Consider the following 24,652-nt stretch of genomic DNA (forward strand, 5'->3'; position numbering starts at 1 on the left):
ACGTCCCTTTTTGTTTATTTTTGTCGGACATCCCCAGATGGAGCCATTAGTTCCAACCCCCTTTTACTTTTATTTCCAAACCCATGGCGATTGTTTTGTTACTATTTCATTTCACAAAAAAAAAATCCTGCTCGAAACAGGATTTTTCTTTTCGACTTTTTCTTTGAAAAAGCTTTATATATATACAATTTTATGCATTCCGTTTCCAGGGGCGTCGATCAGCGAAAGTTTTTTTACAAAATCAAATCCGTAACGATTCACGTAGTAAAACACGTTCCAAACCCGTTCCTGAGGCGCTCCGTTCGGCCGCAGCGCCGTTTCGACGCGCCAAAACTTGCGCCATGTCGTCTCATGTTTGCGCAAAAGCGCCCGCTCCAACGTTTGCTGAAGAAACTCGATTTGTGACTCAATGATGGCGGCATTTTTCGCCACCAATCCTTCCAATCCGCGGTCAATCTCCATGCCAAGCGCGCGCAGCGGCTGATGCGCCGCCTCGATGTCGGCTTTCGCTTTCGCAAACGCCTTGGCAAGCGGAACTTCAGCCGTCTCCTTCCGCCATCGCTCCTTGGCCGCTTCGAGCCGCCCGGCCAATACGTCGGCGGCTTCGAGACCGAGATCAGCGAGATCGGTTTGCAGCGAACGGCCGACGATCGTCGCCTGCAGGCGCGGCGCCAGCGGCGGCATTTCGAATCCGAACAGCGAAAACGCCTCCTTCAACTCCGCCCAATAGGCGATTTCTCCCGGGCCGGCGACAAAAGCGAGCGTCGGCAGCAAATACTCTTGCATAAGCGGACGAGTGACAACATTGTTGCTTAAACAGTGCGGCTTCGTCTCGGCAAGCTCAAGCAGCTGCTGTTTCGCAAAGACGATATGCCCGGCCTTGTCGCGGAACGCGCCGCGCTCTTCGTCATAGTGCAAAAGCAGGCGCTCATGGCCGTTGTAATAAAACAAGTTGGCCGCGTTGGGCGCTATCTCAATGAGCGGCGCATACCCGAGCTCGCGCAGCGCCTCTTGCTGCGCCAACACGGCCGATGTCACGCTGCGATGGCGGTCAATGAGCGCGGCGAAAAAACGGCGCTCAAGAAGGCGCACCGCCGCATCGCCGGCATTCAAGACAACCAATCCGTCAGCAGCAAACAGGCGCAAGACAATCGCCGCAAAAAAGTCGACAAACGTGCTCGCCTCATCCAAACATGTCTTGAGAAAGGAAAGCAGTTCGTTCGTCGCGTCCGTCTCCCCGTACGTTTTCACGACACGTTCGATCCACGCGCCGGCAAGCTCATGATCAAGCGGGACGTCGGCTGCCATCCGCCTTTCCTTCCGCTTGTGCGGATATAGCGCTTTCCTCACTTCGCCGCCCTCTACCACATACACATGGTCGATTTCCGCGATGTCATGATCCTCGCCGGCGATCCAAAACAGCGGCACGACCGGCACGCCAAGCTTCCGTTCCTGTTCTTTGGCGAGCTGGATGATGGTGATGATTTTATAGATCGTATAAAGCGGACCGGTCAACAGCCCGGCTTGCTGTCCGCCGACAACAACGACGCTGTTCTCCTGCCGCAGCTTGTCGATATTGTGCATCGTCGCCCTGCTTGCCGAGAACCGACGGTGATAGGAGTCTAAATAATCGGCAAGCCCGCTCCGGTCGTATGTCCGTTTTTGCAAATGAGACAACCGGCGGCGAAACGCCTGATCATCAGCCCAAACGTAGTCAAACCCTTTCTCAGCCGGAAACGCGCCGGTTATGTAATCGGCCGCCAGCTTTGTCGCCGCCGGCAGCGGAATTTCGTGAACCTCCATGGCGAAAACTCCCTTTCTTATGTATTCTTTCATGAGTATAGCACGTTCGGCGCCAAGAGGAAAAAATGATTGCTCAAAGGACGGCAGCGATGCGCGCCATCATGCCATAGACGAGCAGGCCGGCGTAAAGGGACGCAAAAATGAGAAAACTGGCCCGCCAAAATAGACGAAACACCGCCGCCAGGTGAAAATCCGCCTTTTTCCGCCAGTAGCCGAGTGCGATGGCGGCGTGCAATCCGAGCAAAAAGAGAAGAAGATGGACAAAATATGACTTTCCGAACAGCACGGCAAGCAAAAAATAGACGGCGGCGATGAAAAACGCGGTCGCCGCGTTGACCGCCGCGTAAAACGCCGCCCGTTTCCGCCCGCCAAACAGGCGCATGGCCGCATAGACGAGCCAAAACAGCAGCAGCGGCAGTGTGACGAATGTCGCCAACACCGGCGCGAGCCAGTCACCCATCGCGGCTCCCCCCTTCCTTCCCTTTCAGCGCGCAATACACAAAGCGGACGAGCGGCAACGCAACGCCGCGCGCTTCCCCTTGCTTCAGCACATAGCCTAAAATGGCGTCAATTTCCGTCCGACGCCCGTTTGCCACATCCATATACATCGACGAATAGTTGTCCGCCGTGTTCCGGCATATATGAACGATCCGCTCCCACGCCCGTCCGACGTCACGAAGCGGCAACACCCGCCGCACTTCATCAAACAGCTGCGCCATCATGTCCCGATACGGCGCCACCTCAAGAAGCTCGCCGTTTTTCACTTGCAACAGCGCCGTCAACGGGTTGATGACCGCATTGACGACAAGTTTGTCGACAAGAATGCGCTCCCAATCGTCCGCCCATTCAATGGGAAACTCTCGATCTCCAGCCAGCCCGGCGGCCGCAGCAGGCGACCCATAGAAGGGGGCAAGCGTCAGTTTGCCGGCGCCTGTGTGCGCAACCGTCCGATCGTCAAGCTTGAACGCGCCGTGCTCCACAACGCCGACGACGATGTTTTTGTCAGCAAAAACAGACAGCTGTTCGAGATGGCTCATCCCGTTTTGCAAAAAAACAATCGTGCCGACGCGGCGGAACGAATCACGCTGGGAGCAGACATCCGCCACATCATATTGTTTAACCGTCACAAACACAAGCGGCTCAACGAGTTCCGTCCCGGCAAACGGCCTTGCTTGAACGGCAGTCTCCGTTGTTTTTCCTTCTTTTTTCAGGGCGACGCCGCATTCAGCAAGCTGCCTCGCCTGAGACAAGCGCCTTGTATACACCGTGACCTTATGGCGCCGCCCGAGATAAGCGGCAAGAAGCAGGCCGACCGCCCCGCCGCCGACAATGCCAATGTTCATATGTCTCCCCCGCCTTCCCGCCAAATTGCGTTAGCCTTATTTTAGCAAATGTCCCCGTCATCCGTTAAGAAAAAAAAGCCGGCCCAAAGGCCAGCTTTTATCCTTCCCCGACGCGCTCAGCCGCCGGCTCCGTTTGTTTTTCGGCGCCCGCCACTATTTTCCGCGCCCGCTCCATAATGGCGAGCAACGTTTTATACTCCTCTTGGACGGCCGCCAGCTGCTTTTGCAACGCTTCCTTTTCCATTTGCAACTTTGTCACCATTTGTTGCAGCTGCTCCATATCGTTTTTTAACGCCCGATTTTCATCCGCTGTCCGCCGGGCGTCGCGCGCTTTTTGCCCTTCCGCTTGCAAAAAAGCGAGCACTTCCGTCCATGACAGTTTGCTCTCTGCTGCCGCTTCCATCTCCGTTTGTCCCCCTCCTTCTTTTACCGATGCCGCCTCTTTTTTTCGCGTTTTCCGTTCTTGCTTTGCCTGTTCAATTTCCTCTTTATACTGCTTGCGAACGTACGAATTCCAGCGGAACCCGCACGCTGCCGCTGTCCGCGACAAACGCCGCCCCACCTCAGCAAACGCTTCTAGCTGGGTGCCGCCCTCGCGAATATATTGAAGCACAACGTTGGCCAACAGTTCATCTTCCTCTTTCGTCCAAGCGTCCTGGCGTACTCCGGTCATCTCCCTTCCCTCCTCATCGCCGCTTTGTCATTATATGTATGCGGCTAATAGAAACAGTAGAAGGAAAAAATTACTGCTTGCGAAAAAAAGGATGCAACGCCTGTTCATGTTCAACCGACCCCCATAGTGCGGCGCAACGGTCGATTTCAGCGAAAAATTGCTCACGAAACCAAGCTGTTCGCCATTTTTCGCCCGCTGCCGCCTTATAGGCTTCTAAAACAGCGAGCGACCGCGCGGCATAAAGGGCGAGCCGCGCCTGCCATTGCTCGCGCCAGTGGTCAGCCGCCAAGACCGAATCAGCCCACCCGCACGCTTCCATATCTTCCGCTGTCATCGGTTCAGCGCGCAGCAATAGATCGAGGGCACGCGCGTACGGCAGTTTGCCGAACAGCATCGAGGCGCCGCCCCAGCCGGTTGTGATGCCGAGCCGCCCTTGAATGAACCCGATTCGGCTTCCTTCTTTGACAAAACGGAAATCGCAGGCCGTCGCCAGCTCGCAGCCCCCTCCCATCACGGCGCCATTGACGAGCGCGGCCGTCGGTTTCGGAAACGTCAGCAGCCGGTAGAGCACCTCCCCCATGCGCGTCAGCATCTGTTTCGCCTCAGCGCCGCGCAAAGGCCCGAACTCGTGTAAATCGCCGCCCGAGCAAAAAGCCTCATCGCCAGCGCCCGTGATGGCAAATATTTTGACCCGCTCATCCGCTTCCGCCTCGCTCAGCGCTCCCTCAAGCGCCTCCATCACTGCAAAATTGACTGCATTCCGTTTTTCGGGACGGCAAATCGTAAACAAGGCGACGCCGTCACGCTGCTCCATCATCGCTTCCATCAGCACTCCTCGACAATTGGTCATCGTCCCCCCCTTTTTCCTGCCAGCAGCGAAAAAAACAAACGCGTGGACGTACGTTGTCGATTGTTCACTGCCAATAAAAAAGGCTGCCCGCTTTTCGGACAGCCTGTCGCTTGATGTCGGCCATTATTTGTTGACGACATCTCTTCCTTTGTACGTACCGCATGCTTTGCAGACGCGGTGCGCCAATTTCCATTCGCCGCAGTTCGGGCATTGCACCATGCCCGGCACTTGCAGTTTAAAGTGTGTACGGCGCAGTCGTTTTCTCGTTTTCGATGTTCTTCTAAAAGGTACTGCCATCGTTTTCCACCTCCTTGTCCGGCACATTCAGCGTATCGCTGCCGACGGGCAGCCGCTTGTTCAAGGCAGTCCGCCGGCAGGCAAGGCAGCTGCCGGACGGTGCGCGTTCTGGTCGGCGCCATCGGCCGGCAACGCCGGTCAGCCATCAGTTTCTTTCGTTCCATCAAAAAACTTAGCCAATCCTGCCAGACGAGGGTCGACCTTGTTCGCCGCCCGCTCTTCCAGCGTTTTTTCCCATTGTTCTTCCGTGAGAACGTCCCATCCTTCCCCGTGTTGCGGCGCCCCGTCAGCCCCCGGGTTGTCGGCGATGAGCTGCAACGGGATTTCAAGCAGGATGAGCTCGCGAATAATTGGGTTTAAATCAACCGTGTTTCCAGTTACGATATGGGTGTCTTCATCCGTTTCAGCGACGTCGCCGCCATCAACAAAAAACGTTTCCGTCGTCTTGATGGAAAACGGGTGTGTCACGTCGACGAGCGTCCGCGAACACGGCAATACCATCGTTCCTGACAGCGTCAAATGAAATGTAAACTTTGTCGAACCGACGTCCGCTTTCCCTTGAACGCGGACAAGCGAAATATCACGGATCAACGTGTCGATTTGTTTCAAATCAGACACGTCAACCGTCTCGTCAATCGCCATTTCCTTGTGCTGAAAACGGCGAAGCTGTTGAACCGTCCATTTCATACAATCACCTCAAGGCAACGAATAAAATTATACGTTCCGTTTCTATTTTTGTCAATGTTTTTTCTTTACAACCATCCGGACGCCTGAAAAAAGAAGAGGCAACAGGAAAGGTATACTTCCATTATTTCTAAATTCTGTTACTTGCATGCACATATGCCTCCGGCGGCTCGACGCGTTCCGCCAAAACCGGACGACAACATCACGACGCCCTTCCTAGGTTGATCTTTACCGCCGCATGTTCCATACTAGATGAGAGACAGGAGGTGCGCTTATGACGAGCCATCGTTTCAGCGCCGAGCGACGTCCGTTCCATGGGGGGAAGCGGCCATGAAAGCTGTTGGCGTGATCGTCGAGTACAATCCATTTCATAACGGCCATCGATATCACTTGCAAGAGACGCGTGAAAAGACAGGAGCGGACTGCCTCGTCGCCGTCATGAGCGGAAATTTTCTGCAACGCGGCGAGCCGGCCATTGTTTCAAAATGGGCGCGGGCCAAAATGGCGCTGGCAGCCGGCGTCGATCTCGTCATTGAACTGCCATATGCCTTCGCCGTTCAGGCGGCGGAGCGATTTGCCGATGGAGCGGTGCGGCTGCTCGATGCCCTCGGCTGCGAAGAGCTTTGCTTTGGGAGCGAATCCGGCGACATTGCTGCTTTTTTAGCCGCCGCGAAGACGTTGTTTGCGCAAAAAGAGGAGTTTGACGCCCTCGTCCGCGCCGAACTTCAGCGTGGGCAAAGCTTTCCGAAAGCGAATGCCAAGGCGTGGGATCAGCTCCGCTCCGTCCCGCTTGATTTGGCGCAGCCAAACAACGTGCTCGGATTAGCCTACGTGAAAGCCATTTGGCGGCACAAGCTCTCCATCATGCCGCGCACGATTCCCCGCCTCGCCGCTGGCTATCATGACGAGTCGTTTTCCCATCCATCGATCGCCAGCGCCACAAGCGTGCGAAAGACGCTGCGACAAACTGGGCAGCTTGCGTCGATTGCGCCATACGTCCCTCCAACGACGCTCGAGCAGCTGCGCCAATACCGGCAAACGTATGGGCGCTGGCATGATTGGGAAGCGTATTTTCCGCTCTTGAAGTATCGGCTGCTGACGGCAACCAAGGAGGAACTGCGCCGCACGGCCGGAATCGAGGAAGGCGTGGAGCACCGGTTGAAGGAAAAAATTACCGTTGCCGAAACGTTCGCTTCTTTCATCGCCGCCGTCAAAACGAAACGGTACACGTGGACAAGGCTGCAGCGAATGTGCGCGCACGTGCTGACCAACTTCACAAAGGAAGAACAAACGAAGACATCCGATCCTACGTACATCAGGCTGCTCGGCATGAGCGAAACCGGCCGCCGCTACTTGCAGCGGGTGAAAAAAGAGCTGGCGCTGCCGCTGATTACGAAAGCGGCTAAATTGAACGGCGATCCGCTTTACGAGCAAGAAAAAAGGGCGGCCGCCGTCTATGCAGCCGCCCTTCCTGAGCCGCTGTACAGCGCCGCGCTCAAAGAAGAATACGCAACGACCCCCATTTACGCTTCCGGCATGGAGCGCAAATAACGGATCGCATCTTCAAACGTATCGACCGGGACGATTTTCATGTTCGTCCCGATTTTTTTCGCGGTCTGCACCGCCTCCCGGTAGTTCGATGACGGGGAGCCGTGTTCATTCGGAGCGAAAAACACTTCCGCCCCCGCGCGGTCAGCGGCCACGACTTTTTGTGAAACACCGCCGATCGGGCCGACTTGCCCATGAATGTCGATCGTTCCGGTGCCGGCAATGTTATGGCCTTTCGTCATATCTTCTTCAACGAGCTGATTGTAAATTTCAAGCGAAAACATCAGCCCCGCCGACGGACCGCCGATCTGTTCCGAGTCAACGTCAACCGGCGGGTCGGTGCGGACGTCATAATCGGTCATGAGCGTCACCCCAAGGCCGATTTGGTTTGGATGGTGCGGGAACGGCTTCAGCCGGAGCTCGACCTCCCGCCGCTCCCCCTCGCGGACAAACGCGATGCGGACGCGGTCTCCCTCTTTTTTCTTCCGAATGTAGTCGATGATTTGCTCCGACGTTGTCAACGGCCGGCCGTCGAGCGCGGCGAGGCGGTCGCCGGCCTGCAAGCGTCCCTCCGCCGGCATGTCAGGGAGAACGTTCATCACATACACACCTTTCGGCTCATATGAAACCGGCTTTCCAGCGTGCCGGTAAGCGACGACAATCGCCGCTTCCTTTGACTGTTCCATCAGTTCTAGCTGACGCATCGTATATTCTTTGTCGCTTTCCCCTTCCTGTTTAATCTCTTCAACCGGATGCAGCTCATAAAAAGGGCGGATATGGGCGAGCAAGTACGCGATGACGTTCGCCCGCCCCATGCGGACCGTCGTCAACATGAACGCCCCCGCATCGCGGTCGCCGTGCTCAACATGAACAAGCGGCGTTAACTTTTGCGCGCTTCCCGGCATCGTCACGTAATACGGCAATTTCATAAAAATAAGCAAAACGGCAAGGACGGCGCTAAAGAAAAACGCCGCTATATACGTTCGTTTCTTCATTGGTGCTTTGGCTCCTTCCACTGTTCAATCGCTTGGCGGATCGCCCCGGCTTGTTTCCGCGCTTCCTCTTCGCCGCGGGCAATAATGTCTTCGATATGGGTGAACGCCCGCGAGCTGTATTGCTCTACGCGCGGCCGGATCATCACGTCCGAGGCGAGTTCCCGATGGGCGACGAGCTCGGCTTGCAAAATATCAAGGCTCTTCCAAATGACATCCACAAGCGAGGCAATTTCCGCCTCTTTGTTCAACGGGGCAACATCGACCGCGATGACAAGATCAGCCCCCATCGCCCGAACGACCGATACCGGCACGCGGTCCACGACACCGCCATCAACAAGCAGCCGCCCGTCCACCGCCGCGGGCACAAAAATGCCGGGGATCGAGATGCTCGCCCGCACAGCTTGGGCCGCATCCCCTTGCCGAAACACGACTTTTTCCCCCGTCTGCAAATCAGCGGTGATGACCGCCACCGGCGGAGAAAGCTCTTCAATCCGCCTCCCTTTCGTCAACAAACGAATGAATTCGGTGATGCGCTCACCGGCGATCAGCCCCATTTTCGGCACCGTCCAATCGAGAAAATCGTTGCGCCGGAACGACTTGGCGAGCCGATAAAGGCGGCTGAGGCCGTGGCCGCTCGCATAAAGGACAGCCACAAGCGCGCCGATGCTGCTGCCCGCCAAATAAGAAATAGGGATTCCTTCCTCCTGTAGCACTTTCAATACGCCGAGGTGAGCAAATCCGCGCGCGCCCCCTGACCCGAGCGCCAATCCGATCTTCGGCGGCACGATTCTCCCCCCCTTTGCTGCGGCTCTCCCTCGCTTTCATCTTATGGTCTAAACCGCCCCCCTATGCTCGTATATTAGGTTATATGAGGTTGTACCGCGCAAGGCCGCACGGCAAAAAAAGGGGGGAGAACATTGAAGCGAAACTGGGGAGCGAAACTAAAAACGGCGCTGCTCGCTTCCGCTGTGACGTTATTCGCCTTTTCGCTCATTTGTTATCCAAAACAGTCGCTCCAAGCATCCATTCGCGGGTTAAATATGTGGTGGGAAGTCGTGTTCCCGTCGCTCCTGCCGTTTTTCATTGTCTCGGAGCTGCTCATCAGCTTTGGCGTCGTTAGCTTTCTCGGCGTCTTGCTGGAGCCGCTTATGCGCCCGCTTTTTCGCGTCCCAGGCGTCGGCGGGTTTGCCTGGGCGATGGGGATGGCATCCGGCTACCCGTCGGGGGCGAAGCTGACCGCCCGCCTGTATCAAGAAAAACAACTGTCGACCATCGAGGCCGAGCGGCTCTCTTCGTTCACCAATTCTTCCAACCCGCTATTTATATTTGGGGCTGTTTCAGCTGGGTTTTTTAACAATCCGCAGCTTGGTTTGTTGCTGGCCGTCTCCCATTATTTAGGGAACATTGCCGTCGGACTAGTGATGCGCTTTCACGGCATCCGGAAAGAACGGGGGCAGCCGAAGCGGCGGCCGCGCTCGTTTTCGTTCCCGTATGCACTGCGCACACTCCACAAAACGCGGCTGAAGAATGAACAGCCGCTTGGCAAGCTGCTCGGCGATGCCGTCCACTCTTCCGTTCAAACGTTGTTGATGATCGGCGGCTTTATTATTCTCTTTTCCGTCGTCAACCAATTGTTGTATATGATGCACTTGACCGAGCAGCTCGCCCCCTTGCTGCGCCAGCTGCTCCGGCTCGTCCAGCTTCCGGAGCAGCTTGATATTCCTATTTTTTCCGGGTTGTTTGAAATTACGCTCGGCAGCCAAATGATCAGCCAGACAGATGAAGCCGAGCTGCTGGAAAAGGCGGTGGCCGTCAGCTTCGTCTTGGCTTTCGGTGGCTTTTCCGTTCAAGCGCAAGTGGCCAGCATTCTCGCTGAGGCCAACATCCGCTTTCAACCGTTTTTCATCGCCCGTTTTCTGCATGGAGTTTTTGCGGCTTCATTTACATATTTGCTTTGGGAGCCGTTGTACCTTCGGGCGGCAGGCAACGAAACCGGCAATATTCCGGTGTTTTGGCACGCCGCCGCAGAGAGCGTCTGGCACGAAAGATGGCAATGGCTGCAGCACTATGGGCCACTGGCCACGATGCTGTTTCTGTGCCTTTATATATGGCTCGCCGCCAACGCAAGCAACAAAACGCGCGGACGCTTGTGACTGCCCGCGCTGCCGGCCCCGCGGCGCCATCCGGCCGCCGGGGCGGCTCTCGATGCTTTTGCATCCCGCTTCTCCGCCGGCAAAATAAGGGATCGGCGGATCGGTTCCGCCCTTGGACAGAACAGCCTTTTCCTAGCCGTCAATCGGCGGCCATCGAGGCGAATTTCCGCTTCAGGGCCGCCTCGACAACCGGCGGCACAAGTTCGGAGATGTCGCCGTTATACTTAGCGACCTCCTTGACGATACTTGAACTCAAAAACGCATACTGGCTGTTCGTCATCATAAAAAACGTTTCAATGTTCTCGTCCAAGACGCGGTTCATCGATGTAATTTGCATTTCATACTCGAAGTCAGACACCGCGCGCAAACCGCGCAAAATGGCGTTGGCGTTTTTGCTGCGGGCATAGTCAACAAGCAGGCCGTGAAACGATTCGACATGCACGTTTTCTAGCGTCCGCGTCACCTCGCGCAGCAGCTCCATCCGCTCCTCAACCGTAAACAGCGGCTTTTTCAAGGAATTGTTTAACACCGCCACATAAACTTTGTCAAATACTTTTGCCCCCCGTTTGATAATATCCAAATGCCCGTATGTCACCGGATCAAAGCTCCCCGGGCAAACGGCAATGCTCGCCATCGCGTTCGTCCCCTTTCTGTTCGTCAGTCCGGCGGTAAATAGTGACGCCGGTGATGCCGTATGTTTCCCGCTTCCACTGCTTCAAGCGGCCGACTTCTTCCGGCAGCTCGGCCTCAGCCAAATGTTCGGCAACGACAACGCCATCGTCCTCCAACAAATCGTGGTTGGCGATAAACGATAACAGCGCCGGCCACTTTTTCTCCTTGTACGGAGGATCGAGAAAGATGACGGAAAAGCGCAGGCCTCGCTTCGCCACCGCCCTCAACGCCCGCTCGGCGTCGTTGCGGTAAATTTCCGCCCGGCGCTCAAGTCCACAGGCGGCAACGTTTTTTCGGACCGTCTGCACGGCCTTTCCGTCATGATCGACGAAAATGACGCGCTCAAGCCCGCGGCTAAGCGCTTCGATGCCCAAGCCGCCGCTGCCGGCGAACAAATCGAGGCCGATGCCGCCGGCGAAATACGGGCCGATCATATTAAAAACCGCTTCTTTCACCTTGTCGGTCGTCGGCCGCGTCGACAATCCTGGAACCGCTTGCAGATGCCGACCTTTGCATGTTCCGGAAATGACTCTCATTGCGTTCACCTAATTCGTTGTTTTCATGGTCGTCTTATCATGTTTATTATAGTCAAACTTGAGAATTTTTCATAGCCGCGTGTATAGAAATCAGAAAACCGTCCATAATGAGTAATGGCAACACCGTAGATGGCGTTGTTGCCAATGACGGAGAAGACTTACGTTTCCCCATAAGTTCTTCCTCCGGTTTCTCCTCTCCCTTTTCTTTTTCTTTCCGTTCCCTGTTCCGACCCGCGCGGAGGCAAGGAATTGGAAAGGGCCTTGCGGATCGTTTGTCCGCAAGGTTTTTTTTTGATTGCAATTTCTGCAATGGACCGGTAAAGTTATGAATGGACGATGATCGCAAGGAGGACCGTACATGATCCAGCGTTTTATCGAACTTGGCGAAGGCTATTCCGATATATATGAGCTGATGGAGCTGGCGCGCGCCAACCGCCACCGTTTATCCGGCTTTTTTGCTTTCCATACGGTGAAAAAAGGCCAGGCGGTCGTCTCCTTGGTTGTTGTGCTCCACCCAACCGACCCGGGCGACTTTCAACCGCTTTACATTTGCCGTGAAGGTGTTCCCGATCCCTCCGTCAAACCGAACAAACGGTACGATTTGTTTGCGGAAACCGCGAAGGAGCTTGGCTTTGGCGTCATCCATCTCGACGTCAAGCCGTCAACGATGTTCTCGGAACTCGACTTATATTATCAGCACTTAATCGGCATTATGCGAATGAACCGCTTCATCCCGCCGCTCCAATAGCCAAAAAAAGAGCAGGGCTAAGGCCCGCTCTTTTCTTTCATCCAAGCGGATACGGGGAGTCTTTCTCTTTTTCCCCTTTCGATTCAAACTCCAGCTTTAAAAACGGACGATACGACGGCTCAACGCGTTTGACGAACGGGAGCGCCGCCAGTTTTTTCATCACATGGTCGACTTGCTCCATGTCGCAGTACAGAACGGCATATTTCAGCCGCTTTGAAATATAGTGAATGTTGCCGAATTTGCGCAGTTGCTTCCCGTATTTCAATGAATGAAGCCAAACGATAATCCCTTGCCGTTTTGGAAACATAGTCCTTTCCCCTTTTTCTATGCTCGGCAGCCGCAGCCTCCGCCGGATCTGCAGCCGCCGGAACAGCCGGCTGACAGGAAGTACGGGTTCCCGGTCGGCACTTTGACATGTTCCGAGACAGCCTTGCCGATCAACACGCTAATGTCATCAAGCAGCTGTTGCAGCGCTTTTTCCGACTCTTTAAAGGCGGACACCGTCTCATGCAAATCAAGCTCCCGTTTCGCCTCACGCACTTCTTTCATCACGTTGCGGTAATCGGGATGGTATTTGCCGAAGCGCTGCACCTCCTCATACCGCTCTTTCAGCTTGACGAAACGGGCGATCAGCTGCTGAGCGCGGCGGTCTTGTTTGAGCCGCCGAAACGCGCGGCGGTATTCATCCGCCACCTCCGACTCGACAACCATTTTCGCCAACGATTCTGCTTTATCCAAAATCTCGATGCGCTCGAGAGTAGCGATCCTCACAAATATAGCACCTCCATCTTTCATCATACCATGAATAAAAGGAAAATGGAAAGGGAGGAGATCATGAAGGAAAAGAAGAGCGCAAAAAAAGACTATCCGAAGTCAGAAAGAGACTCTGCCGGATAGCCTTGTCTCCTGTCGAGCTTTACGGGATCGTCACTTCAAATTCATGCATCATGCCGGTCATCTTTCCATCGTTATAGACGAGCTCAAGGCGGATCATATGCTTTCCGCTTGGCAGGCCGCGCACGATAAAGGCGGCCGTATACACTTCCGTCATTTTCTGTCCATTGAGATACACGTTGATATGGCCGCCCCCCTCTCCTTTGCGAAACGGAAATTGCGCGGCCAAACATTCCACGAGCACGTCATGCCCTTTCACTTCATATTTGACATGCCATGGGTGATTCGCTGTCGGCGCATGAACAGCGGCCGCTGCCGTCTCCGGCCGTCCGCCGGCATACGCCCATAACAGCACCACACACCCGAACCATACAAGCCATTTCGGCAAAGGCATCACTCCCTTTCAGAGCTAGTCTTTGCCGTTTGCCGCCAAATTAGTCGCGCAGCGCTTTAAACATTTGCCACATGAGAGAGGCCATCTGCAACGATTGGGAAATTTTTTCTACTTTATCGGGGATCGTCTGCCCGTAATGGCGCAAGGCGGCCAACTGGAGCGCCGACAGCTCGTGCGGACGGCGAGCGAGCAGCCGGTACCAGCGCGGCTGTTCACGCACAAACGCGCGCAACATCGGGTTTGCCTGCACATATTGCCATACATCTCTTCTCATTGCTACCACCCTTTAGTCTTGGCGAAACGAAAACGGATGCTCCTCTTTGTTGGGCCGTTGCGAACTGGCTCCTTGAAATTCAGACAGAATGCCCTGGATCGCAGCGAGGGCCTGTTGGACGCTTGCCAAGTGTTTTTGCACTTCTGCCGCGTCAAGCTGTCCAAGCATCGCCGCGAGCTTATCAAGCCATTTGCTTGCTCCCTTTTCCTCTCTTTTCTCCTTGCCGCCTGCGTCTCGGTACGGTTCCCATATGTCGTCATCCTCTCCGAACAAGTACCAGTCCTCATACACTTGCTTCCACGTCTTTTTGCCGCTGCGCACCTCTTGAATGAGTTTCGGGTGTTTTTTGACAAACTGTTTGAACTGTTCAACGGAAGGATGCAGAGGCTTGGCCATAACCGTTTTCATCCCTTTCATCCACTCATGCCTATCTGCCATATCATATCGCTCCCAGCAGGCAAAGGTGCGCCCAAATTTTCATAGCGGCGTCAGGAAATTTTGCGTATAATAATCGGCATAAACGCCGACGCCAAGGTGGGTAAATTCCGCATTCAGCATAATTTCCCGGTGCTTTTGACTGTTCAGCCACCCAACCGTCGCCTCGACGCCATCTACTTGATGAGCGGCAATATTTTCCCCAGCGAGCTGAAATGAAACGCCCAAGGCGCCAAGCCGTTTGGATAAATCGCCGTATTGCGGCGATTCATGAGAGAAGAACTGGTGGTCATGCATATCCTGGCTATGCTTGGCGGCAGCCATGGCGGCTTTGCTGTCCCAGACAAGGGGGGGAAGCTCATGACGGCGTCGGATCAAGTTCGTCCAGTCAAAAATTTGCTTCGCATTGGCCGCATCGACCTGCCGCTGTTCTTTCTCTGACAACGGAGTAGCCGCGGGCAGGCGGCCGCGGTACACAAGCTCATACGGCCGCAGTTTCACAAACGTTTCTGCGTCCATGAGGCGAACAGCGGCCACACGGCCGGTAAACCGGTCGATGTACAGCTGGGCATACGCCTCTCCCACTTTAACGACCGGTCTTGAGGAATAATCTTGTTCCGACAGCTCAAACCGGTACGTCCCGCTGCTTAGTGTAATCTTAATGTTGGACAGGACGGGCATCGTTTGGAAAATCGTCTGCAGACGCTGGCCAATCGCAAACGGCTCGACGTTCACCTTTTCCCCGCCGACTAAAGCCGTGACGATTTTGCCGCCAAGCACCCCGATTTGGAAATACGATTCAGGGCGGCGGCTGTACACCCACCAATCGTAGCCATAAGCTGACGGATCAATTCGATCCGGCGCGCCGAACTGCTTTTCCGCCTCTTGCGCCGGCCGGCCAATCAACGCAGCGACGCCGGCGGTTGCTTTCGGTTCTTTCAGCGTGTATCCATTTGTTTTGGGCTGCTCCGGAGGGCTTTGCGGCGGCGGACTCGGCACAAAATAGTAAAACCCGATCAATAAGAACAAAAAAAGAAAAAACCATTTCACACGGCAACTCCCGCTTTCTGCAACAATCTCCTTATTGCCATTATAGCCGTTTTTCACAGGCAAAAAAAAGGGGCGTCCAAAAAGACCGCCCTTCCCTTCAAGAAACAATGTCTGTCCGTATTCAGTCAATGGACGCGATGTTGTTCAGAAATCTCGCTCAGCGCACGGCCGGCGCTCTCATCCGAATAACGGTTCGTCGCCAAGTCGCCGAGTGCAACGATGCCGACTAAACGGCCGCCTTCAACGACCGGGAGACGGCGAATTTGATGGCGCGCCATGATGTCCGCCGCTTTTTGCACGGAATCGTCCGGCGACACCGTCACCAGCTCGCGGCTCATCACTTCGGTCACCGCCGTTGAACCCGGATGTTTTTCCGCGATGCCGCGCACGACTAAATCGCGGTCCGTAATCATTCCGACGAGGCGGCCTTGATCGACGATCGGAATGGCGCCAACATTAAATTCACGCATTTTTACAGCCACTTCATACATGTTGTCAAGCGGGGTGCAATATTGCACATCCGTCGACATGATGTCCCGCACCGTTTGCATTGTCCGTCTCTCCTTTCTGCTTTTATTGTGCATCCGGCAGCGAGAAAAAATGCAAGCAAAACAGAAACAATAGCAAACAATTCGTTGAAATGCAAACCGTTTTCGTACTATTATAAATGAAGGGACGATTTCCTTTTTGGCGCTTTACATACCTGCGTTGTTAGGAGGAAGAAACATGAAATTTGACAATAGCGGTCTTGAAAATCAAACGGTTGAACTGTCCCGCCTTGATGACATCATGGCGCGCCACGGTTTTGTACGCGCGGCGCAGTGGGATTACGAACGGGTCACATACGACCGGAAATACGTGATTAAAGAGGGAACATACTATTTGCGTGTTCAAGGGTACGCGATCGAAGGGGATGTCGACTCGCGCTATGCACTCATTAAACTGCTCACACCGATTTTAGGGAAACATTACTATCCGCATGGCGTTGAATATGGTGAAGATGAGCATTTTCCATCTTCCCTTGTCGGCCAATGCCAAAAAGTATTGGAGCAAGTCAAACACGAAATTGAAAAGACGAAAGAGTAAAGAAAAAACGCATGAGAGCTCTTTTCTCATGCGTTTTTACGTCGCGACAAGCCGTTTGACCGTCACATCGACCGACTCGGCGCTGTATGGCGTCATCGCGGCGATCTCCTCGGCAATTTGCTGCTGCAGCCGCCGGCAAACCGCGAGCACCGACGCCCCATACCGGACGGATAGCTTCACGCTGATGCGGCAGCGGTCCTCTTGTGAAACAGCTACAAATATTTCGCAATCGTCCATTACAACGTCTTCCCATTCCCGCACACACATCATGACAATCGTCAACAGCGTCGCTTCTACGGCGCTCCGCTTCCGATGCCGGAACGTCTTCACCGCACTCCCCCTTCGCAGCGTATGAGCTATTTTTGTTATGTTATGCGATCCGGCCGGCCGATGCCACTTGCCTCTAAAATCCGAGCACTGCTTTAATCAGCGAGGTCGTCTGCCCACCCGGGTACAGGACGTAAAGAAGCAAATACACGATGACCCCCGTCGAAGCGCTGCCGAACCAAATAATGCTCGTCACCGGCCCAAGCCGGCGATGGCGGGAGCGGCTGTCTTTCAGCCCCGTCCAGATCGTCACAAGGCCAAATACGGCTCCCACTGTCGCCAACATGATATGGAAAATAAGAAACACCGTATAATAGACTTTGACATTCTCCGGTCCGCCGAAGCTCGTATTGCCAATAAACAACGTCCGCGACATGTAAATGGTGAAAAACAGCAAAGCAAACACCGCTGCCGTCAGCATCACCTTTTTATGCGCTTCGATCCGCCTGCGGCTGATCAAATACCACCCATAAGCAACAAGCAAAGCGCTGATCACGATGCAGCTCGTGCTGATTGTCGGTAAAACGGCCATCGCTTCTCTCCCTTTCTTCTTTGTTCATCGTTGGCGGCCAACCGCGCTTTACAGTTTGGTCGGCCGCGGCTCCATATCCATGTTCGGTTCTTTTTCCCGCTCTTTCCGATACCATTCGCTGAAAACAACGAACAGCATGATCCCGTATACGATTTCTTGAATAATTTTCATCAATACCCCGCCGAGCTGTTGGTCATGAAACGGCGACATCGACAAGAACATTTGCGGGCCTGTCAAATCAAGCGACGCCAAAGTCCCTTGCGGCACGCAAAGCGCCAAAGAAGCCATCCATGCCTTCGGGTCGGTGTACGTCGCATAAAGCGGCGTGTCCGTAAAAATGATCAGCGCGCAAGCCGGCGTCAACAGCATGCCGTCAGCGAAAATGTAACCCATTTTTTTTAGGCCGGACAACGTTTGCCAATCGGGCAGCTTGTTGACAAGCGGCCACCACATGCAAAACGCGGCAACGAAAATGACCGAGGTAACAAACGCATGCAGCCACATATTCATTTTCACAGCGTCAAAAATGAATGGAACGTGATAAAGCGAAAACAAGCCGTTAAACAGCAGCAACGCCACAATTGGCTTTGTCAACAGCCGAAACACGCGGCGCACTGCTGTGATGCGGAATGCGCGCTCATAAAGCGGCGCCGGAATGCCTAAAATGAAACATTGCGGCACGATCAAATACAGCACTGCCATTTGCACCATATGGGCGGTGAACGTCAAATGGCCCATCAAATCCAACGGAGACCCTTTGCATATATAAAGAAGCGCAATCCCGGTCAAAAAATACGCTTTCTGCTTCTCCGAAACGGCATCACCGAGGCCGAAACGCTGCCGCCATGGCCCGGTGATCCCAATGTACAGCAACGCAACCGCCGCTAACATAAGCAAAAAAAACGGACTCCAAAGGGCAACGGGGCCAAACATTTGCAGCGATTGAAACATACGAATCCCCTCCTGATTTGTCCTTTCCCATTATACTATACGACGCCGCGCCAAGGCTATTGAAAAAGGGGAAACCGGTGCAAAAACCGATTCCCCCTTTTCTTACCACCAAACGACTGTTGTAAACGCCCAAACAAGTAGAAGCATAACCGCCACACCGCCGTAAATAAACATCGCCGGGAATTCGTGGCCTTTATGGCTCATGTGCATGAAATAATACAGCTGAAATGCGACCTGCACGGCGGCTAAAAGCAAAATAAACGGAACGACAAACCAATGGGAAAACTCTTCGTAACCAACGGCGGCGAAGGCAATGAGCGTCAACAAAATCATCAAAACGAATGCAATCATTTGATGGCGCATCTCTTCCGCATTTTTCCGCCGGCGGTACGCCAAATCGATGCGCTCATTTCCTGAATTCGTTTGGTTCGCCATAGTTCACCCCACCATTCCCATCAAGTATACAACGGTAAAAATGAACACCCAGACGACGTCGATGAAGTGCCAGTAAAGGCTCGCGACGTAAAATTTCGGGGCGTTGTATAAATTCAACCCACGCTTAGCGTTGCGGATCATGAGCGTCAAAATCCAAAGCAATCCGAACGCGACGTGGCTTCCATGCGTGCCAACGAGCGTGTAAAACGCTGAAGCGAAAGCGCTGGTCGTAAACTTATGGCCTTCATGCACATATTCATTGAACTCGTAAATTTCCAAGCCCAAAAAGCCGGCGCCAAGCAAAACGGTAATGCCAAACCAGAGCTGCATCTTTTTAAAGTCAAAGTTTTTCATATGATAAATGGCATACACGCTCGTCAAGCTGCTGGTTAGCAGCAGCATCGTCGCCATGAACACGATCGGCATTTGGAACAGCTCTTCGGCCGAAGGGCCGCCGTTCGTTTTATCTTTCAGCGCCAAATAGGTGGCGAAGAGAGAGGCGAACAGCACCGTCTCTCCGCCTAAAAACAGCCAGAAGCCGAGAAATTTATTTTTCCCTTCAAGAGTGGCGCGTTCCGGCGCGGCCGGAAACGTCTCGGCCGTCAGTTTTTCCTCTGCATGCATCAGGCGTTCGCCTCCTTCTTCTCAAGTTCAAGCACTTCTTCTTTATGGATGTGGAAACCGTGATCATCGATCACTGAACGCAAGAACATCGAACCGAGCGTAATGAGCAGCCCGAGAATGCCGACCGGCAAGCCCCATCCAGCATCGTTATGATACGTAAAGCCGAAGGCGGCGACAAACAGGCCGAACGCGATGACAAACGGCAGGAACGACGAGTTCGGCATATGAATGTCGCCAAGCGGCTCCGCCGGCGTCAATTCTTTTTTGCCTTCCATTTTTTCAAGCCAGAAGGCGTCCAAGCCGCGGACAAGCGGGGTTTGCGCAAAGTTGTACACCGGCGGCGGCGAAGCGATCGCCCATTCGAGCGTGCGGCCGTCGCCCCAGGCATCGCCCGGCACTTTTTCTCCTTTTGCGGTTGTAATCACGATGTTAATGAGCAAAATGACCGTGGCGGCCGCCATAAAGAACGCGCCGATCGTACTGATCAAGTTGCCAGTCTCCCATCCTTGATGCGGCAAATACGTAAACACGCGCCGCGGCATCCCTGTCAAACCAAGGAAGTGCTGAATAAAGAACGTTAAATGGAAACCGATAAAGAACAACCAGAATGTAATTTTGCCAAGCGTTTCGTTCAACATGCGGCCAAACATTTTCGGCCACCAATAATGCGTGCCCGCGAGCAAAGCGAACACAACCCCGCCGACGATGACGTAATGGAAGTGCGCAACGACGAAATAGCTGTCATGGTATTGATAGTCCGCCGCCGCCGACGCCAACATGACCCCGGTCACCCCGCCCATGACGAACGACGGGATGAAGGCGACGGCATAATGCATCGGCGTTGTGAATTTGATGCTTCCGCCCCACATCGTAAACAGCCAGTTGAAAATTTTGACTCCTGTCGGAACGGCGATCGTCATCGTCGCGACGGCAAAGATGGCGTTCGCAATCGGCCCCATCCCGACCGTGAACATATGGTGCGCCCATACCATGAACCCTAAGAAAGCAATAAGCACCGTCGCAAACACCATTGACGAATAACCGAATAGGCGTTTGCGCGAGAACGTCGCGAAAATTTCCGAGAAAATGCCGAACGCCGGCAAGACAAGGATGTATACTTCCGGATGGCCGAACACCCAGAACAAGTGCTCCCAAATGATCGTGTTGCCGCCGGCAGCCGGATTAAAGAAGTTGCCGCCAAACAACCGATCCATCATCATGAAAATCAAGCCGACCGTAAGCGGCGGAAACGCAAACAAGATGAGCGCCGACGTCACAAACGTCGTCCAAGTGAACATCGGCATGCGCATAAACGTCATGCCCGGAGCGCGCATGTTGATGATCGTCACAAGAAAGTTAATGCCACCCATGATCGTTCCGAAGCCGGAAATTTGCAGCCCGAGCGTATAAAAGTCGATGCCATGATGCGCTTTTGAGTCAAGCGACAGCGACGCATACGACGTCCAACCAGCGTCCGGTGCGCCGCCTAAAAACCATGAACAGTTCAAAAACAAACCACCGAAGAAAAACATCCAGAATCCAAGAGCGTTCAAAAACGGGAACGCGACGTCGCGCGCGCCGATCTGCAGCGGCACGACTGCGTTCATAAAGGCGAAAACAAGCGGCATCGCAGCCAAGAAAATCATCGTCGTCCCATGCATCGTCAACACTTCGTTATACAACCCGCCGACAAGGAAATCGTTGTTCGGCTTGGCGAGCTGAATGCGGATGAACAACGCCTCGAGACCGCCGAGCAGGAAGAAAAACCCGCCGGCAATCAAGTACAGATGGGCGATTTTTTTATGGTCGACCGTTGTCAAATAATCCCACAAAACGGCGCCAACACCCTTTTTGCGCGCGATTGTACTCACGGTGAAACCTCCTTCTCATGCTTTATTCCACTTTTAAGCTCATCAAATATTTCGTCAATGCATCAATTTGCTCTTCCGTCAAGTGGCCATATGTACCCGCCATTTTATTTCCAGGCTTCACGCTGTTCGGGTCTCTCAGCCATTTTTTCAGATTTTCTTCATTATGCTCCAAAATACCGGCGATTCGTTCGCGATCGCCAAAGTTCGCCAAGTTCGGCGCTGTGCGTGCCTGTTCCGGACGCTTGTCTACCGGCGACACGGCATGGCAGCCGATACAGCTTTTGTTGAAAATCGCCTCGCCTTGTTTGGCAACCGGATCCGTCACAACCGGTTTTTTCGCGTTTTGCATCTTTTTCACCCACGCGTCAAACTGATCCCGCGGCAGCGGCCGAACTTTAAAGTCCATCAATGCATGCGATGGACCGCAAAGCTCCGCACATTTGCCGTAAAAGACGCCGCCGGCTTTATCGGTCGCTTTTTGGTCAAAAACAAGCCAAAATTGGTTTTTATTATCGGTGTTCGTATCCATTTTGCCGCCGACCGCCGGAATCCAGAACGAATGTTTGACATCCGACGCGATCAAGTTGAAATACACTTTTTCATTCGTCGGCACGACCAAATCTTGGCTCGTGATAATGCCGTAATCCGGATATTCAAACTCCCACCAGTATTGGTTGGCGCGAACATTGACGACAACTGTATCCTTATCTCGTTTTTTGTCGTTCATCGCCTTGACATCGGCCAGTTTAAACGTGGTTGATACCGTCGGAACGGCTAAAATGAGCAAGAGGATGATCGGAATGACAGTCCAGATAATTTCCAGCTTATGGCTCCCTTCCACTTGCTTCGGGATTTTATTTTCTTCCCCCTTGCGCCGCCGGAAGCGGATGACAACGTAAACGAAGATGAACACTACGACAACAATGACGAGCACCATGATCGATGTGCTCAGCAGCATGAGCGAATACTGCATGTCCGCTACTTCACCGGCTGGCTGGAGCGCCGATAAAAACGGCTTGCCGCAGCCGGCGAGCAGCAGCGCCATCATCCCGAACAGGGAAAATAAGCGCCAGTTACGCAGCCCTTTCTTCATAGCCTAATCAAACCCCTCTTTCTTTGATGGATAAATGTATATAAATTCTTTCACTAAAGAAAGAATTTTATCTTAATTCACCAAAGCGTAGCGATGACCATCGCCACGAACAAAATCGTCAAGTAGTTGAGCGAATAGACGAACATCCACTTCGCCCATTTGATATCATCTTTCATTTTCAAGCCCGCCAATCCCAGCAGCAACCAGCCGACATTGAGCAGCGTGGCCACGATTAAAAATGGAACGCCGAGCGAGAACAAGTAAAACGGCAACGGCAGCAAACATGCCACCCAAACGATGATTTGCCGCTTCGTCATGGCGAATCCATGGACGACCGGCAGCATCGGGATGCCGGCTGCACGGTATTCTTCGCATCGCTTCATCGCCAACGCCAAAAAGTGCGGCGGCTGCCATAAAAACATGATCAAAAACAAGATGAGCGGAACAATATGAAACTCCGGATCGACCGCCGTCCAGCCGATCACCGGCGGCACCGCGCCGGAAATGCTGCCGACAACGGTGTTGATCGTGTAATGGCGCTTCGTCCAAAGGGTGTATAAAAAGACGTACGTCGCCATACCGATCAATCCAACGACGGCAGCCGTAACCGTTGTCATAAGCAGGCCCATCTCGCCGATTGCGACAAGACCAATCCCAAGCCAAAGCACCCGCCGCGGATCCATCGTCCCGGTGACGGTCGGGCGTGCTTTCGTCCGCTCCATATATTGATCAATGTCGCGGTCAATGTAGTTGTTGATGGCGCATGAACCCGCAATGACAAGCGCTGCTCCAAACAGTGTGAAAAAGACAAGATGCAGGTTCTCCAAAAAGTGTTCCCCAGTAAAATAAAACGCCAGCCACATTCCGGCGAACGTCGTAATCAAATTGGAATTGACGATTCCGATTTTCACAACAGACGATAACTCTCTCCAAACTGCCTTGACGCTCACATGCGAGCGATGACCGGCATCGGCCGCATCCTGGTGCACCTCTTTCAATTCGGCCATGTCTCCTGTTCCTCCTCGCTGCGCCGCCCGGCGGGCAGACGCCGTGATCTTGGCTCCAATGCCCGAAATACGAAAACAAAAAAACAAAAGAACTAGGCAGGTTTATTTCTCTTTATATTAAATCACATTTTTTTCTCATTATGTGAACTTTTTTTGAATAATTTGTGTCAAATTTTTGAATCCGTTAGGCGAAACCGGCCCGTTTGCCTATCCCATTAATATTTCTAGTAAACTTAATCGACTTATTCAATATGCAAACGTCATTTTGTGTTTCCGGTGGTCATCGTGTAAAATAGATTTGGTTTGGAACATCGTTGGCCGTTATCAACTGCACCACTTTTTACTAAATATGGACAAAATCATAATTCCTCAATACAAGAAGGTGAAGATTTTGCAACGTTCATTAAAATGGTTTGCGGCCGCGACAACCGTGGTCATGCTGTTTGTGCTGATCGGCGGAGCGCTCGTGACGAAAACCGGCTCTGGCATGGGGTGCGGCCGATCATGGCCGCTGTGCAACGGCCAGTGGGTGCCGGATGACATTACGCCTGAACTGGTCATTGAGCTGAGCCATCGCCTTGTCTCCGGGCTTGCCGGCATCATGGTGCTCATTCTTTCCGTTTGGGCATGGCGGGTCATCGGCCATATGCGGGAGACAAAGTTTTTGGCAGTCGTCTCATTCGTTTTTCTCGTCCTGCAAGGATTAATCGGCGCCGCCGCGGTCGTCTGGGGGCAGTCCGATTTTGTGTTGGCCCTGCATTTCGGCATTTCGCTCATCTCATTTGCCGCTGTGCTGCTGTTGACGCTGCTCATTTTTGAAGCGGACAAAACGTTTTCCGCCGTCTCGCTTACGCTTGACAGGCCGATGCGCGTTCATATTTACGGGATCATTATTTACTCGTACATTGTCGTCTATACCGGGGCGCTCGTCCGCCATACGAACGCCAGCCTCGCCTGTCCAAGCTGGCCGTTGTGCGCGAAAACGCGTCCTTTCCCGGTGCAGTTTCACGAATGGGTGCAAATGGGCCATCGGCTGGCGGCGGGGCTGATCGTCATCTGGATCGCCATCGCGGCGCTGCACGCCATCCGTCATTACCGAAGCCAACCGGTTATCTACTATGGATGGATCATTGCTCTTTTTCTCGTCCTCGCCCAGATGACAACTGGGGCGCTCGTTGTGTTCACTCAGTTGAACTTATACGTGGCTCTGGCGCACGCGTTTTTTATCTCCTGCCTGTTCGGCGTGCTCAGCTACTTGCTGCTCTTGGCGCTGCGCACCCGCCGTGCGCCGGGAAAAACGATGGCTCACCCGCCCGAGGAAACAGCGCCAACCGTGCTGAAATGGCGGTAATCCGCTGCAGAGAAAAAGGGATGTCC

31 protein-coding genes are annotated in these 24,652 nt (G+C 53.7%); 5 read left to right on the forward strand and 26 right to left on the reverse strand.

Annotated elements, in window-relative coordinates; translation table 11 throughout:
• Positions 1 to 174: 174 nt before the first annotated feature.
• The 7 genes from bshC to AP057_RS04795 form a co-directional block, all read right to left on the reverse strand.
• Positions 175 to 1,803 carry a bacillithiol biosynthesis cysteine-adding enzyme BshC gene (gene bshC / locus AP057_RS04770; protein ID WP_055358182.1) on the reverse strand — a complete coding sequence of 543 codons (1,629 nt, stop codon included), beginning with the start codon at positions 1,801 to 1,803 and terminating at the stop codon, positions 175 to 177.
• 73 nt (positions 1,804 to 1,876) lie between these two features.
• Complete coding sequence (locus AP057_RS04775; protein WP_033010250.1) at positions 1,877 to 2,263, reverse strand: DUF3397 domain-containing protein; 387 nt, start codon at positions 2,261 to 2,263, stop codon at positions 1,877 to 1,879.
• Positions 2,256 to 3,146 carry a 2-dehydropantoate 2-reductase gene (locus AP057_RS04780; RefSeq protein ID WP_055358183.1) on the reverse strand — a complete coding sequence of 297 codons (891 nt, stop codon included), beginning with the start codon at positions 3,144 to 3,146 and terminating at the stop codon, positions 2,256 to 2,258. The genes AP057_RS04775 and AP057_RS04780 overlap by 8 nt, the downstream gene beginning before the upstream one ends.
• Positions 3,147 to 3,243: 97 nt before the next feature.
• The gene (locus AP057_RS04785; RefSeq protein ID WP_055358184.1) at positions 3,244 to 3,819 is read right to left on the reverse strand and encodes an RsfA family transcriptional regulator; all 576 of its coding nucleotides are present in this window, start codon (positions 3,817 to 3,819) and stop codon (positions 3,244 to 3,246) included.
• 70 nt (positions 3,820 to 3,889) lie between these two features.
• Positions 3,890 to 4,645, reverse strand: coding sequence for an enoyl-CoA hydratase/isomerase family protein (locus AP057_RS04790; protein WP_055358185.1), 756 nt, complete (start codon positions 4,643 to 4,645; stop codon positions 3,890 to 3,892).
• A gap of 147 nt (positions 4,646 to 4,792) precedes the next feature.
• Entirely contained in the window at positions 4,793 to 4,966 is a 174-nt protein-coding gene (rpmF, locus tag AP057_RS16040; RefSeq protein WP_011230605.1) for a 50S ribosomal protein L32, read from the reverse strand.
• A gap of 138 nt (positions 4,967 to 5,104) precedes the next feature.
• Positions 5,105 to 5,653, reverse strand: coding sequence for a DUF177 domain-containing protein (locus AP057_RS04795; protein ID WP_033010255.1), 549 nt, complete (start codon positions 5,651 to 5,653; stop codon positions 5,105 to 5,107).
• A gap of 327 nt (positions 5,654 to 5,980) precedes the next feature.
• On the opposite strand from AP057_RS04795, the gene AP057_RS04800 reads away from it, so the two are divergent.
• Entirely contained in the window at positions 5,981 to 7,201 is a 1,221-nt protein-coding gene (locus AP057_RS04800) for a nucleotidyltransferase (RefSeq protein ID WP_047818092.1), read from the forward strand.
• Here the strand turns inward: AP057_RS04800 and AP057_RS04805 are convergent.
• The gene (locus tag AP057_RS04805) at positions 7,174 to 8,193 is read right to left on the reverse strand and encodes a SepM family pheromone-processing serine protease (protein ID WP_055358186.1); all 1,020 of its coding nucleotides are present in this window, start codon (positions 8,191 to 8,193) and stop codon (positions 7,174 to 7,176) included. The genes AP057_RS04800 and AP057_RS04805 overlap by 28 nt on opposite strands.
• The gene (locus AP057_RS04810; protein ID WP_055358187.1) at positions 8,190 to 8,978 is read right to left on the reverse strand and encodes a patatin-like phospholipase family protein; all 789 of its coding nucleotides are present in this window, start codon (positions 8,976 to 8,978) and stop codon (positions 8,190 to 8,192) included. The genes AP057_RS04805 and AP057_RS04810 overlap by 4 nt, the downstream gene beginning before the upstream one ends.
• Before the next feature lie 132 nt (positions 8,979 to 9,110).
• Between AP057_RS04810 and ylbJ the strand changes: the two genes are divergently transcribed.
• The gene (ylbJ, locus tag AP057_RS04815) at positions 9,111 to 10,346 is read left to right on the forward strand and encodes a sporulation integral membrane protein YlbJ (RefSeq protein ID WP_055358188.1); all 1,236 of its coding nucleotides are present in this window, start codon (positions 9,111 to 9,113) and stop codon (positions 10,344 to 10,346) included.
• Positions 10,347 to 10,485: 139 nt separating this feature from the next.
• Here ylbJ and coaD read toward each other — a convergent pair whose 3' ends face one another.
• On the reverse strand, positions 10,486 to 10,980 hold the full coding sequence (coaD, locus tag AP057_RS04820; RefSeq protein ID WP_055358189.1) for a pantetheine-phosphate adenylyltransferase: 495 nt from the start codon (positions 10,978 to 10,980) through the stop codon (positions 10,486 to 10,488).
• Complete coding sequence (gene rsmD, locus AP057_RS04825) at positions 10,946 to 11,554, reverse strand: 16S rRNA (guanine(966)-N(2))-methyltransferase RsmD (protein WP_055358190.1); 609 nt, start codon at positions 11,552 to 11,554, stop codon at positions 10,946 to 10,948. The genes coaD and rsmD overlap by 35 nt, the downstream gene beginning before the upstream one ends.
• 358 nt (positions 11,555 to 11,912) lie before the next feature.
• On the opposite strand from rsmD, the gene AP057_RS04830 reads away from it, so the two are divergent.
• Entirely contained in the window at positions 11,913 to 12,302 is a 390-nt protein-coding gene (locus AP057_RS04830; protein ID WP_055358191.1) for a hypothetical protein, read from the forward strand.
• 37 nt (positions 12,303 to 12,339) lie between these two features.
• On the opposite strand, the gene AP057_RS04835 is transcribed toward AP057_RS04830, so the two are convergent.
• The 7 genes from AP057_RS04835 to AP057_RS04865 form a co-directional block, all read right to left on the reverse strand.
• On the reverse strand, positions 12,340 to 12,609 hold the full coding sequence (locus AP057_RS04835; RefSeq protein WP_050368475.1) for a YlbG family protein: 270 nt from the start codon (positions 12,607 to 12,609) through the stop codon (positions 12,340 to 12,342).
• A 17-nt stretch (positions 12,610 to 12,626) separates the two neighbouring features.
• Entirely contained in the window at positions 12,627 to 13,073 is a 447-nt protein-coding gene (locus tag AP057_RS04840; protein WP_055358192.1) for a YlbF family regulator, read from the reverse strand.
• Between the two features lie 145 nt (positions 13,074 to 13,218).
• Positions 13,219 to 13,590: a hypothetical protein gene (locus AP057_RS04845; protein ID WP_033010268.1), complete on the reverse strand. Its 372-nt coding sequence runs from the start codon at positions 13,588 to 13,590 to the stop codon at positions 13,219 to 13,221.
• A gap of 40 nt (positions 13,591 to 13,630) precedes the next feature.
• The gene (locus AP057_RS04850) at positions 13,631 to 13,864 is read right to left on the reverse strand and encodes a YlbE-like family protein (RefSeq protein ID WP_033010269.1); all 234 of its coding nucleotides are present in this window, start codon (positions 13,862 to 13,864) and stop codon (positions 13,631 to 13,633) included.
• A 12-nt stretch (positions 13,865 to 13,876) separates the two neighbouring features.
• Positions 13,877 to 14,260, reverse strand: a complete 384-nt coding sequence (locus AP057_RS04855) for a YlbD family protein (RefSeq protein ID WP_055358193.1) — start codon at positions 14,258 to 14,260, stop codon at positions 13,877 to 13,879.
• Positions 14,261 to 14,341: 81 nt separating this feature from the next.
• Positions 14,342 to 15,349 carry a CAP domain-containing protein gene (locus AP057_RS04860; RefSeq protein WP_055358194.1) on the reverse strand — a complete coding sequence of 336 codons (1,008 nt, stop codon included), beginning with the start codon at positions 15,347 to 15,349 and terminating at the stop codon, positions 14,342 to 14,344.
• 125 nt (positions 15,350 to 15,474) lie between these two features.
• Positions 15,475 to 15,900: a CBS domain-containing protein gene (locus tag AP057_RS04865; protein WP_033010272.1), complete on the reverse strand. Its 426-nt coding sequence runs from the start codon at positions 15,898 to 15,900 to the stop codon at positions 15,475 to 15,477.
• A 175-nt stretch (positions 15,901 to 16,075) separates the two neighbouring features.
• Between AP057_RS04865 and AP057_RS04870 the strand changes: the two genes are divergently transcribed.
• Positions 16,076 to 16,435 carry a YugN family protein gene (locus AP057_RS04870; protein WP_055358195.1) on the forward strand — a complete coding sequence of 120 codons (360 nt, stop codon included), beginning with the start codon at positions 16,076 to 16,078 and terminating at the stop codon, positions 16,433 to 16,435.
• 36 nt (positions 16,436 to 16,471) lie between these two features.
• On the opposite strand, the gene AP057_RS04875 is transcribed toward AP057_RS04870, so the two are convergent.
• The 8 genes from AP057_RS04875 to cyoE all read right to left on the reverse strand — a co-directional run bounded on the left by AP057_RS04875 (position 16,472) and on the right by cyoE (position 23,275).
• Positions 16,472 to 16,765, reverse strand: a complete 294-nt coding sequence (locus AP057_RS04875; protein ID WP_055358196.1) for an Asp23/Gls24 family envelope stress response protein — start codon at positions 16,763 to 16,765, stop codon at positions 16,472 to 16,474.
• A gap of 73 nt (positions 16,766 to 16,838) precedes the next feature.
• Positions 16,839 to 17,294, reverse strand: coding sequence for a DUF420 domain-containing protein (locus AP057_RS04880; RefSeq protein ID WP_055358197.1), 456 nt, complete (start codon positions 17,292 to 17,294; stop codon positions 16,839 to 16,841).
• A gap of 48 nt (positions 17,295 to 17,342) precedes the next feature.
• Positions 17,343 to 18,245: a cytochrome c oxidase assembly factor CtaG gene (gene ctaG, locus AP057_RS04885; RefSeq protein ID WP_055358198.1), complete on the reverse strand. Its 903-nt coding sequence runs from the start codon at positions 18,243 to 18,245 to the stop codon at positions 17,343 to 17,345.
• 102 nt (positions 18,246 to 18,347) lie between these two features.
• Complete coding sequence (gene ctaF / locus AP057_RS04890; protein ID WP_011230585.1) at positions 18,348 to 18,680, reverse strand: cytochrome c oxidase subunit IVB; 333 nt, start codon at positions 18,678 to 18,680, stop codon at positions 18,348 to 18,350.
• A gap of 3 nt (positions 18,681 to 18,683) precedes the next feature.
• Positions 18,684 to 19,304, reverse strand: a complete 621-nt coding sequence (gene ctaE / locus AP057_RS04895) for a cytochrome c oxidase subunit III (protein ID WP_055358199.1) — start codon at positions 19,302 to 19,304, stop codon at positions 18,684 to 18,686.
• The gene (gene ctaD / locus AP057_RS04900; RefSeq protein ID WP_055358200.1) at positions 19,304 to 21,175 is read right to left on the reverse strand and encodes a cytochrome c oxidase subunit I; all 1,872 of its coding nucleotides are present in this window, start codon (positions 21,173 to 21,175) and stop codon (positions 19,304 to 19,306) included. The genes ctaE and ctaD overlap by 1 nt, the downstream gene beginning before the upstream one ends.
• A gap of 22 nt (positions 21,176 to 21,197) precedes the next feature.
• Positions 21,198 to 22,268 carry a cytochrome c oxidase subunit II gene (gene coxB, locus AP057_RS04905; protein ID WP_055358201.1) on the reverse strand — a complete coding sequence of 357 codons (1,071 nt, stop codon included), beginning with the start codon at positions 22,266 to 22,268 and terminating at the stop codon, positions 21,198 to 21,200.
• 77 nt (positions 22,269 to 22,345) lie between these two features.
• The gene (gene cyoE, locus AP057_RS04910; RefSeq protein ID WP_055358202.1) at positions 22,346 to 23,275 is read right to left on the reverse strand and encodes a heme o synthase; all 930 of its coding nucleotides are present in this window, start codon (positions 23,273 to 23,275) and stop codon (positions 22,346 to 22,348) included.
• Positions 23,276 to 23,666: 391 nt separating this feature from the next.
• Between cyoE and AP057_RS04915 the strand changes: the two genes are divergently transcribed.
• On the forward strand, positions 23,667 to 24,626 hold the full coding sequence (locus tag AP057_RS04915) for a heme A synthase (protein WP_033016254.1): 960 nt from the start codon (positions 23,667 to 23,669) through the stop codon (positions 24,624 to 24,626).
• Positions 24,627 to 24,652 lie beyond the last annotated feature (26 nt).

Origin of the sequence: Geobacillus sp. Sah69 (assembly GCF_001414205.1) — a bacterium.
Taxonomy (GTDB): Bacteria; Bacillota; Bacilli; order Bacillales; family Anoxybacillaceae; genus Geobacillus; species Geobacillus stearothermophilus.

Bases quoted from the DNA above. Each gene is read 5' to 3' on its own strand.
- cyoE (WP_055358202.1), bottom strand. From the start codon at position 23,275: ATGGCCGAATTGAAAGAGGTGCACCAGGATGCGGCCGATGCCGGTCAT.
- AP057_RS04790 (WP_055358185.1), bottom strand. From the start codon at position 4,645: ATGGAAGCGATGATGGAGCAGCGTGACGGCGTCGCCTTGTTTACGATT.
- coxB (WP_055358201.1), bottom strand. From the start codon at position 22,268: ATGAAGAAAGGGCTGCGTAACTGGCGCTTATTTTCCCTGTTCGGGATG.
- ctaF (WP_011230585.1), bottom strand. From the start codon at position 18,680: ATGGCGAACCAAACGAATTCAGGAAATGAGCGCATCGATTTGGCGTAC.
- rsmD (WP_055358190.1), bottom strand. From the start codon at position 11,554: ATGAGAGTCATTTCCGGAACATGCAAAGGTCGGCATCTGCAAGCGGTT.
- AP057_RS04805 (WP_055358186.1), bottom strand. From the start codon at position 8,193: ATGAAGAAACGAACGTATATAGCGGCGTTTTTCTTTAGCGCCGTCCTT.
- AP057_RS04830 (WP_055358191.1), top strand. From the start codon at position 11,913: ATGATCCAGCGTTTTATCGAACTTGGCGAAGGCTATTCCGATATATAT.
- AP057_RS04775 (WP_033010250.1), bottom strand. From the start codon at position 2,263: ATGGGTGACTGGCTCGCGCCGGTGTTGGCGACATTCGTCACACTGCCG.
- AP057_RS04880 (WP_055358197.1), bottom strand. From the start codon at position 17,294: ATGGCCGTTTTACCGACAATCAGCACGAGCTGCATCGTGATCAGCGCT.
- rpmF (WP_011230605.1), bottom strand. From the start codon at position 4,966: ATGGCAGTACCTTTTAGAAGAACATCGAAAACGAGAAAACGACTGCGC.
- AP057_RS04870 (WP_055358195.1), top strand. From the start codon at position 16,076: ATGAAATTTGACAATAGCGGTCTTGAAAATCAAACGGTTGAACTGTCC.
- AP057_RS04845 (WP_033010268.1), bottom strand. From the start codon at position 13,590: ATGCCTTTGCCGAAATGGCTTGTATGGTTCGGGTGTGTGGTGCTGTTA.
- AP057_RS04785 (WP_055358184.1), bottom strand. From the start codon at position 3,819: ATGACCGGAGTACGCCAGGACGCTTGGACGAAAGAGGAAGATGAACTG.
- AP057_RS04855 (WP_055358193.1), bottom strand. From the start codon at position 14,260: ATGGCCAAGCCTCTGCATCCTTCCGTTGAACAGTTCAAACAGTTTGTC.
- coaD (WP_055358189.1), bottom strand. From the start codon at position 10,980: ATGGCGAGCATTGCCGTTTGCCCGGGGAGCTTTGATCCGGTGACATAC.
- AP057_RS04780 (WP_055358183.1), bottom strand. From the start codon at position 3,146: ATGAACATTGGCATTGTCGGCGGCGGGGCGGTCGGCCTGCTTCTTGCC.
- AP057_RS04865 (WP_033010272.1), bottom strand. From the start codon at position 15,900: ATGCAAACGGTGCGGGACATCATGTCGACGGATGTGCAATATTGCACC.
- AP057_RS04850 (WP_033010269.1), bottom strand. From the start codon at position 13,864: ATGAGAAGAGATGTATGGCAATATGTGCAGGCAAACCCGATGTTGCGC.
- AP057_RS04835 (WP_050368475.1), bottom strand. From the start codon at position 12,609: ATGTTTCCAAAACGGCAAGGGATTATCGTTTGGCTTCATTCATTGAAA.
- bshC (WP_055358182.1), bottom strand. From the start codon at position 1,803: ATGGAGGTTCACGAAATTCCGCTGCCGGCGGCGACAAAGCTGGCGGCC.
- AP057_RS04795 (WP_033010255.1), bottom strand. From the start codon at position 5,653: ATGAAATGGACGGTTCAACAGCTTCGCCGTTTTCAGCACAAGGAAATG.
- ctaE (WP_055358199.1), bottom strand. From the start codon at position 19,304: ATGCATGCAGAGGAAAAACTGACGGCCGAGACGTTTCCGGCCGCGCCG.
- ctaG (WP_055358198.1), bottom strand. From the start codon at position 18,245: ATGTTTCAATCGCTGCAAATGTTTGGCCCCGTTGCCCTTTGGAGTCCG.
- AP057_RS04800 (WP_047818092.1), top strand. From the start codon at position 5,981: ATGAAAGCTGTTGGCGTGATCGTCGAGTACAATCCATTTCATAACGGC.